This is a genomic window from Blautia sp. ZXY-1-B12 (assembly GCF_056339915.1).
Genome location: NZ_JBWJVP010000175.1, coordinates 1 through 8,746, shown reverse-complemented (window position 1 = coordinate 8,746; position 8,746 = coordinate 1). Strand labels below are relative to the sequence as shown.

Below are 8,746 nucleotides of genomic sequence, written 5' to 3'. Positions count from 1 at the left end.
AAAAGAATCCGACGATAATGATGACTTCGATGATGTAGAAGAGAAAACAGTAAAGACAGTTCCTAAACAGGCATCTGCTCCAAAACAGACCGCTTCAGCTCCGTCTAAGGTTACGGTCAAACAGGAACGCGCCGAACGCCAGACACGTCCTGCAGCATCTTCCAAGATTACTCCAATGAGAAGCAGCCGCAAATCAAATCAGGGCCCAAATATGGAAGTCTGTGTGATCAAACCTTCTTCTATGGAAGATACGCGTGAGATTGCTGACACTTTAGTAGATAATTCTACTGTTATTTTGAATCTGGAGGGAATTGATGTGGAACTGGCACAGAGGATCATCGATTTCACGTCCGGTGCATGCTATTCTTTAGGCGGCAGCCTTCAGAAAGTATCCAGCTATATCTTTGTACTTGGACCGTACAATGTAGATATTACCGGTGACCTTCAGAATATTCTGGGAGGCTCTGCTCCGTCTGTAAGAGCAGGATATTGATCCAGGATGGAAAAAGACGAATTTTTTCTTAAGAGAATCCGGGAATTGGCAAATCTCTCCTGGCAGAGAGATATCGTTACATTTTCGGATTTTCTTAATTTAAATGAACAGAATATAGTCAGTAGCCTGAAACATCAGTTTCCCCAGATTGTTATGGAGACGTCCGGAGGCTATGAGAATGCGGAGCGTCAGATGGTTGCATTTCATCCTGATGCTCTTGCTTTTACATGGGAATATCCCATCGACTGTCTGAGGATTGAACCAAAGGCTCTTAAATTCTCTGAAGAGCTTTCTCATCGTGATTATCTTGGTGCACTTCTCAATCTTGGAGTAGACAGAAGTGTGATCGGTGATATTGTTGTTCAGAAAAAAGCTGCCTGGTTTTTCTGCCAGAACAAAATGACGGAATTCTTTCTTGAAAATCTGTGCCGGGTCCGTCATACCAATATTCTGATCACAAAAGTGGAGGATTCTGATGAATTTCCACGCCCTGTCCTTGAATCTGTCAGCGGTACCTGCGCTTCGGTACGTCTGGATTCATTGATCTCGCTTGCTTTTAAGACATCCAGAAGCAGTATGGTATCTTATATTGAAGGCGGGCAGGTTTTTGTCAACGGAAAACTGATCACCAGCAACGGATATGAGCCGAAAGATGGTGACATTATATCTGTACGTGGGAAAGGACGGTTCATTTTTGACGGTATTTCTCACCAGACAAAAAAAGGACGCTGCAGTGTGCGTATTATGCGCTATGTATAAATTTTGTAATAAAAGGAGAACAGGAAAATGGCAGAACAGAAATTACTTGTAAAACGGGAAGGAGATTTCCATTATCCTATTTATTTTAAAAATGACTTTCAGGATCTTGCCGGTGCGATCAGAGAAGAAGGACTTGAAAACCGGAAAATCTGTATTGTGACAGACAGTCATGTTGCACCTCTTTATTATGAGGCAGTTAAATCAGCTCTTCAGGAAATTTCCTCTGAAATATTCTCTTTTGTATTTGAAGCTGGTGAAAAGAACAAAAACCTGAATACAGTACAGGAATTATATAAAACTTTGATTGAGAATGAAATGGACAGAAAAGGTCTGCTGGTTGCGCTGGGCGGCGGTGTTGTAGGTGATCTGACTGGTTTCGGAGCTTCCACTTACCTGAGAGGGATTGATTTTATCCAGGTTCCTACTACGCTTCTGGCACAGGTTGACAGCAGCGTAGGAGGTAAAACAGGTGTTGACTTCCTTCAGTACAAAAACATGGTAGGAGCTTTCCATCAGCCCCGCCTTGTATATATGAATATGAGTACCCTGCAGTCTCTTCCGAATCGGGAATTCACCTGTGGAATGGGTGAAATTCTTAAGACAGGACTGATCTGCGATGAAGAGTTCTTCCGTTTTGTATGTAAGAATCAGTCTGAGATCAGTAAATTGGATCTGAGTATGCTTTCCAGAATGATCCGCAGATGCTGCGAGATCAAGGCAGGTGTGGTAGAGCGTGATCCGAAGGAGCAGGGAGAACGTGCACTTTTAAATCTTGGTCACACAGTCGGACATGCAGTCGAAAAAATGAAAAACTTTCAGCTGCTTCATGGACAGTGTGTTGGAGTCGGTCTGATCGCTGCCGCTTATCTTTCCATGCAGAGAGGATTATTAACAGAAGAAGAATACGAAGAGATCAGAAAAGGGTGCCATTCTTATAATCTTCCTCTTTCTGTTGATTCACTGAATGCCGGGGATGTCCTGGCAGCAACAAAAAAAGACAAAAAAATGGAAGCCGGTCATATTAAATTTATCCTTATGGACGGGATCGGTAAAAGTTTTATAGACAAAACTGTCACAGATGAGGAACTGCTCCAGGCAATCCGGGAGATTCTGGTATGACAGCTGTTTCCTCCGTATCTTCATGTATGCACTGGATTAGAGGCTGTATTATTATCCTTTTGCTGACAATCCTGGATCAGGGAAGTAAATCTCTTGTTCTGGCACAACTGAAAGATCAGCCTGATATCTCTCTCATTCCAGGAGTTCTTCAATTACGGTATCTCGAAAATCGTGGAATGGCCTTTGGATTGTTTGAAGGTAAAATTCCGGTGTTTGTGATTTTGTGCCTTTTGTTTTTTGGTGTATTTATCTATGTATATGCCAGAATCCCGAAAAACAGATATTATCTGCCGCTGTCAGTAACTGCACTGGTAATGGTTTCCGGTGCTCTTGGAAATTTTATTGACAGAGTATGCAGAGGCTATGTTGTGGATTTTATCTATTTTTCACTGATTGATTTTCCGGTATTTAATATAGCTGATATGTATGTGGTATGCAGTGGCATATTACTTGTTATGCTGGTGTGTTTCAGATACAAAAATGATGAAGATTATGACTTCTTAAGAATAAAAAAGGATTAGTATTATGGAAATTCTTAATTATCAGGTTTCTGACGGTCAGTCCGGTATCCGGATTGACCGCTATCTTTCTGAAATGAACGAAGAATTGTCACGTTCTTATATTCAAAAGCTGCTTAAAGAGCAGAAAATAACCGTCAATGGTTCTGCTGTAAAAGCCAACTACAAAGTTCAGGAAGGAGATGAAATCTCCGTAGCAGTTCCTGACATAAAAGAGCCGGATATACTTCCGGAAGATATCCCTCTGGATATTCTTTATGAAGATGATGATGTACTTATTGTAAATAAACCAAAGGGGATGGTGGTTCATCCCAGTGCCGGACATACTTCCGGAACATTGGTAAATGCTATTATGTTTCACTGTAAGGACAATCTGTCGGGGATCAATGGTGTTCTGCGTCCTGGTATTGTCCACAGAATCGATAAGGATACCACAGGTGCACTTCTTGTATGCAAGAATGATAATGCACACCGCAACCTGGCAGAACAGTTAAAAGAGCATTCTATCAGGCGTAGATACCGGGCAATCGTAGCAGGAGTACTGAAAGAAGACGAAGGGACGATCGAAGGTCCCATCGGGCGCCATCCGATTGACCGCAAAAAGATGGCTGTCAACTATAAAAACGGCAAGGATGCTGTCACACATTATAAAGTTTTGGAACGTTTCAAAAATGCCACTTATGTGGAATGCCGTCTGGAAACAGGCAGAACGCATCAGATTCGTGTGCATATGACAAGTATCGGTCATCCACTTCTGGGTGATGAAGTGTACGGTTCCGGTAAGAATCCTTATCATCTGCAGGGACAGACGCTTCATGCAATGATTCTTGGCTTTGTTCATCCATCAACGGGCGAATATATGGAGTTTACAGCTCCTTTACCTGAATATTTCGTTAAATTATTAGAAAAATTACGAAAGTAGTTTGCATTTTTTTGGAAATACTGTATAATATGTCTATCGAATATGTAACAGAAGGGAGTGCAGACTATGAATAGTACGAGTTCAATTATTACAATTGGTCGTGAGTACGGCAGTGGAGGAAGACAGATAGGTCAGGAAGTTGCCAAATATTTTGGTATTAAATGTTATGATAAAGAACTTCTCGAACACGCAGCAAATGAAAGCGGTATCTGCAAAGAACTTTTTGAGAATCATGATGAAAGACCAACTAACAGCTTTTTATATTCTCTGGTCATGGATACCTACTCATTTGGTTATTCTTCTTCAGGATTTACAGATATGCCTATGAACCACAAAGTATTTCTTGCACAGTTTGATGCAATCAAGAAACTGGCCTCCGAAGGTCCATGCGTTATGGTCGGAAGATGTGCAGATTATGCGTTGTCAGAGTATAAAGACTGTTTCAGTGTATTTGTACATGCAGATACAGACTGGAGGATTAACCGTCTTTCACAGAAACATAATAAAACTGCAAAAGAAGCAAAAGACATGATCAATAAGACAGACAAGAGCCGTTCCAGTTACTATAATTACTACACCAATAAGAAATGGGGTGCTGCTTCAAGCTACAATCTCTGCGTAGACAGCAGCAAACTTGGAATTGATGGTGCAGCAAAAGCAATCATTCAGGCAATTGAGATTTTTGATTCAATAAAAAATAAATAGGATTATATTTTTACAGATACTTTACCACATCCTTGGTAAAGTATCTGTTTTTGGATGAATTTATAACAGTCTTTTCAATTCATTCCAGATTGCCTGCGGCAATGGAATTTTGGCTTGTATGCCTCGGGATAGTGGTGTATGAACAGTAACAAGACTGCTATAATTTTTTTTAATATATATTAAATTTTCATGACATTTGTTAAAATATATGCTATAATCATACCATGTTAAAAAGGAGGACATTATGAAATTTCGTTGGGACAACCGATATTTACACTGGGGTGTAACCGCTTTTCTGGTAATTGCCGCCAGTATGCTGTTTTATTATGGCATATTTCACATGAAAACCCTGATCGTGGGAATCAAAACTTTTCTGGGAATTATGGCGCCTATTATCTATGGTGTAATCCTTGCTTATATTCTCAGTCCGCTGATCAATCTCTTTGAGCAGAAGCTGATCTATCCGCAGCTGGAAAAGCATAATATTAAGTTACAGAAAAAAGGAAAACGGGCTATTCGATGGGGATGTGTCCTTTTTTCCATGTTCCTGTTCTGGATTATCATTTACGCATTACTGATGATGGTGCTTCCTCAGTTGATCCGAAGTATCATGAGTATTATTTACAGTTTTCCGTACTATGTAAAAGTTATTGAAAAGTGGCTCAATTCATTTGTTGAGCATGGATGGAAACTGAATCCTGAAATGCTCGATATGATCAACCAGTATTCTGTAAAAGCACAGGAGTATCTTACTACCGATATTCTTCCGCAGATGCAGGATATGCTCAAAAATGTTTCTGCAGGTATTTTTGATATCCTGATCTTTATGAAGAATTTTCTGATCGGTGCCATTGTAGCTTTGTATGTACTTGCAGACAAAGAGAAATTTGTTGCCAAAAGCAAAATGATGGTATATGCCATATTGCCTCATAAATGGGCAAATATGCTTATACGCGTTATGCGTTTTACAGACAAGACTTTTGGCGGTTTCATATACGGAAAACTTCTGGATTCTGCTATTATTGGAGTTTTGTGTTATTTTGGAATGTTGCTTTTGGATTTGCCGTATCCAATTCTTATCAGTGTAATTATCGGTGTGACAAATGTCATTCCGTTTTTTGGTCCTTACATCGGAGCCATTCCATGTATTTTGCTTATTTTAGTAGTAGATCCCATAAAAGGTCTGTATTTTGCAATTTTTATCCTGCTTCTTCAGCAGTTTGATGGAAATATCCTTGGTCCGAAAATTCTCGGAGAATCTACCGGACTTTCCAGTTTTATGGTTATTGTTGCCATCATGATCGGGGGCGGTCTCTTTGGGGTTCCGGGAATGATTGCAGGAGTTCCTGTATTTGCCGTACTTTATGCTCTGATCTGGAGACTGATCAATCATTCTCTTAATGACAAAAAAATGCCGGCAGAAGAGGAGACATATATAAATATTGACTGTCTGGATGAACAGACAGGTGAAGTACTTCCTCTTTGCAAGGAAGAAAAACACAAGGTTTCACCGGAAGAACTGGAAGCGAGAAAAAATAATTTCTTTATGAAAATATGGAATCCGCTTTCCGGACTGGTCATAACCATATGGAAATATCTCTTGCGGATTTTAAACATAATATGGGGATATATCAAAAAAGCAGGGATTTTCCTGAAGAACAGATATGTTGAATTAAAGAATAAACGAGAGAAAAATAAGTAAACCTTCACAGTTACAAAAAAAAACACACACAGGAGTTACTATGAAGAAAAAAAAGTTATATTTGACAGCTTTTCTTTTGGTTCTGGCACTGGCTCTGCAGGGTGGAATCTTTTCCGGTTTCTCTGTACCGGTTCAGGCTGCAGCAACTTCCAAAAAGCAGACAGGATTTGTGAAAAAAAACGGAAGCTGGTACTATTACGATAAGAATGGAAAAAAAGCTACCGGCTGGTACAAAAGTGCTGCAGGAAATCAGTACTATTTCGGAAAGACCGGTGCAGCCAAAGCCGGAATTCTGACCATCAGTGGGAAAAAGTACTGTTTTAATGAAAAAGGTAAAATGCTTACTACCTGGCAGACAGTAAATGGAAAAACGTATTTCTTTGATGAAAAAAAAGGATATATGCATACCGGATGGGTAACTACAGCTGCAGGGAATAAATACTATTTCTGGAATGACGGGGTGATACGATCCGGTTTCCATAAAGTAAATAATGTATATTACTGCTTTAATGAAAAAGGAAAAATGTATAAAAACTGTTTTCGCAAAAGCGGGAATTCCACCTATTATCTTCAGGCCAATGGCACTATGGCAAAAGGTCGTCTGAAAGTAAAGGGAAGCTGGTATTCCTTTAACAGAAATACCGGTCAGCTGGTCAGAAGCGGATGGTATAAAGAAACAGACGGTTCTTATTATTATGCAGCTTCAAATGGTAAACTTGTCAAAGGCTTCTATAAACCGGATTCCTATTATCGGTATTTCAGGAAATCAGATTGTAAACTGGTTACGGGATGGCAGACGATCAACGGACACAAGTATTATTTTAAGAAAACTAATGGAATCCGTTACGATGATATTATCCTGAAATCGTCATCTGGGAAAAGATATTATTTTGAGTCTGACGGAAAACTTGCCAGCAGTAAGTGGATCACGAAAAAAAGTGCTCATTATTATGCGAAATCAGATGGGGTGCTGGCCTCTGGATGGCTGACAGTAGACGGAAAGAAATATTATATGAATCCTTCTACATGTGAACGTGAAAGTGGGTGGGTTACTGTAGATGGAGAGAAGTATTACCTAAGTTCCTCCACAGGTGCTCTGGTTACAAATCAGTGGATTGATGATAATCATTATGTTGGAGAAGATGGTTCTCTTATTCCTGACTATCAGAACGGAGTTTCTTTTCGGTGGCCTTTAAGCTCAGGTTATTCCTATATCAGCAGTTATTTTGGAAACAGGGAATCTCCGGGAGGAGTCGGTTCTACCAATCATAAAGGAATTGACATTCCTGCTCCTACAGGAACACCGATTTATGCGGCAGCATCAGGAACCATTGTTGCCATGCTTTCACCGGCAGCGTCAGGCGGTGCCGGATATTATACCAAGATCAATCATGATGGAAAGGGACTTATCACAGAATATATGCACCAGTCTAAATTTAACCCAAATCTGAGTGTAGGAGATAAGGTCAAAAAAGGTGATATTATCGGATATGTAGGAAGCACCGGGAACAGCACCGGTCCTCATCTTCATTTTGGGGTTATGGTTAATGGGGTAAATCAGAATCCTCTGAATTATGTGAAGAGACCGTCATAATTAACCGGTTTCAGCTAGAGCGTGTCTGAAAAATCATTCCCGCAATCTGCACGCTCTAGTACATCGTTTCGCAGACAAGCGAGTGGTATAGTTATTTTCATTTTATAAATATATAAAAAAGGATATATGGTATATGAAGGAAGAATCAGAAAAAACATACACTTATTACAGAAAAGCGCAATATCATGAAACAGACCAGATGGGCATTATCCATCACTCTAATTATGTAAAATGGATGGAAGAGGCCAGGATTGGATATATGAGCCGGATGGGTTTCAGCTATAAGAAAGTAGAAGAGTTGGGAGTGATCTCCCCTGTTGTGGAAATTTCAGTTGCATATAGAAAGCAGGTTTTCTTCGATGATGAAATCCGGATTCGCGTTGGCATTAAGCAGTATAATGGAATTTCTCTGGAATTTAATTATGAATTTTTTAATGCGAGCAGAAATGAAATCTGCACAACCGCTTATTCCAGACATTGTTTTCTAAAAGATGGGAAACTGATCGCTCTCAAAAAAGAGCTTCCGGAATTGAATCGCATTATTACAGATTGTCTGTAAAACTAATGACTTTGGAAAATCACGTATAGTAGTGATCAAATCCCGGTTGGGACAGCCTATAGCGGCTTTTTCGGGAGATGACGTGTACTGGGAAGTTCCGGAAGACCTTCCCCAAATGACGAAACTTATGGTTGACGGAAAAGCCTTGTATATACATCGGGCAAACTACCAGATTATTGACAAAAAATTGCTGTAGAAAAAATTTAAATTGAACGCTAAGTAATTCAATCAATGTTTTTGACATGAAGGCAGAAAAAAGTTATTATTTGATAAATACAAACAATTAGCACGCAAAAATAAATCCGGAAACAATAAATGGATGTACTGGTTGGCAACAATAAGATAACATAAAAACATACGAAAGTAGTATGTTTT

At 39.6% G+C, this 8,746-nt stretch carries 10 protein-coding genes; all 10 read left to right on the top strand.

Translation table 11 applies throughout. The features are described 5' to 3' along the window. A partial coding sequence (locus AC075L_RS09740; RefSeq protein WP_476387581.1) for a cell division protein SepF occupies window positions 1-493 on the top strand: 493 nt, incomplete at its 5' end. A 6-nt stretch (window positions 494-499) separates the two neighbouring features. Further along, window positions 500-1,252: a YlmH family RNA-binding protein gene (locus tag AC075L_RS09735; protein ID WP_055059754.1), complete on the top strand. Its 753-nt coding sequence runs from the start codon at window positions 500-502 to the stop codon at window positions 1,250-1,252. A 27-nt stretch (window positions 1,253-1,279) separates the two neighbouring features. Then, the gene (aroB, locus tag AC075L_RS09730; protein WP_055059753.1) at window positions 1,280-2,371 is read left to right on the top strand and encodes a 3-dehydroquinate synthase; all 1,092 of its coding nucleotides are present in this window, start codon (window positions 1,280-1,282) and stop codon (window positions 2,369-2,371) included. Continuing rightward, window positions 2,368-2,892, top strand: a complete 525-nt coding sequence (lspA, locus tag AC075L_RS09725) for a signal peptidase II (protein WP_025578432.1) — start codon at window positions 2,368-2,370, stop codon at window positions 2,890-2,892. Before aroB ends, lspA begins: the two co-directional genes overlap by 4 nt. A gap of 4 nt (window positions 2,893-2,896) precedes the next feature. Then, window positions 2,897-3,811, top strand: a complete 915-nt coding sequence (locus AC075L_RS09720) for an RluA family pseudouridine synthase (protein ID WP_008703141.1) — start codon at window positions 2,897-2,899, stop codon at window positions 3,809-3,811. Window positions 3,812-3,877: 66 nt separating this feature from the next. Beyond that, window positions 3,878-4,516: a cytidylate kinase-like family protein gene (locus AC075L_RS09715; protein WP_020993906.1), complete on the top strand. Its 639-nt coding sequence runs from the start codon at window positions 3,878-3,880 to the stop codon at window positions 4,514-4,516. Window positions 4,517-4,760: 244 nt separating this feature from the next. After that, complete coding sequence (locus AC075L_RS09710; RefSeq protein ID WP_055059752.1) at window positions 4,761-6,218, top strand: AI-2E family transporter; 1,458 nt, start codon at window positions 4,761-4,763, stop codon at window positions 6,216-6,218. 40 nt (window positions 6,219-6,258) lie between these two features. After that, complete coding sequence (locus AC075L_RS09705) at window positions 6,259-7,812, top strand: peptidoglycan DD-metalloendopeptidase family protein (RefSeq protein ID WP_055052781.1); 1,554 nt, start codon at window positions 6,259-6,261, stop codon at window positions 7,810-7,812. Between the two features lie 133 nt (window positions 7,813-7,945). Next, the gene (locus tag AC075L_RS09700) at window positions 7,946-8,371 is read left to right on the top strand and encodes an acyl-CoA thioesterase (protein WP_008703146.1); all 426 of its coding nucleotides are present in this window, start codon (window positions 7,946-7,948) and stop codon (window positions 8,369-8,371) included. After that, window positions 8,346-8,567, top strand: a complete 222-nt coding sequence (locus AC075L_RS09695) for a DUF5052 family protein (protein ID WP_081018886.1) — start codon at window positions 8,346-8,348, stop codon at window positions 8,565-8,567. Before AC075L_RS09700 ends, AC075L_RS09695 begins: the two co-directional genes overlap by 26 nt. Window positions 8,568-8,746 lie beyond the last annotated feature (179 nt).

Excerpts from the sequence above, each read along its gene's own strand:
- aroB (WP_055059753.1), top strand. The coding sequence starts at position 1,280 with ATGGCAGAACAGAAATTACTTGTAAAACGGGAAGGAGATTTCCATTAT.
- lspA (WP_025578432.1), top strand. The coding sequence starts at position 2,368 with ATGACAGCTGTTTCCTCCGTATCTTCATGTATGCACTGGATTAGAGGC.
- AC075L_RS09715 (WP_020993906.1), top strand. The coding sequence starts at position 3,878 with ATGAATAGTACGAGTTCAATTATTACAATTGGTCGTGAGTACGGCAGT.
- AC075L_RS09710 (WP_055059752.1), top strand. The coding sequence starts at position 4,761 with ATGAAATTTCGTTGGGACAACCGATATTTACACTGGGGTGTAACCGCT.
- AC075L_RS09720 (WP_008703141.1), top strand. The coding sequence starts at position 2,897 with ATGGAAATTCTTAATTATCAGGTTTCTGACGGTCAGTCCGGTATCCGG.
- AC075L_RS09735 (WP_055059754.1), top strand. The coding sequence starts at position 500 with ATGGAAAAAGACGAATTTTTTCTTAAGAGAATCCGGGAATTGGCAAAT.
- AC075L_RS09705 (WP_055052781.1), top strand. The coding sequence starts at position 6,259 with ATGAAGAAAAAAAAGTTATATTTGACAGCTTTTCTTTTGGTTCTGGCA.
- AC075L_RS09700 (WP_008703146.1), top strand. The coding sequence starts at position 7,946 with ATGAAGGAAGAATCAGAAAAAACATACACTTATTACAGAAAAGCGCAA.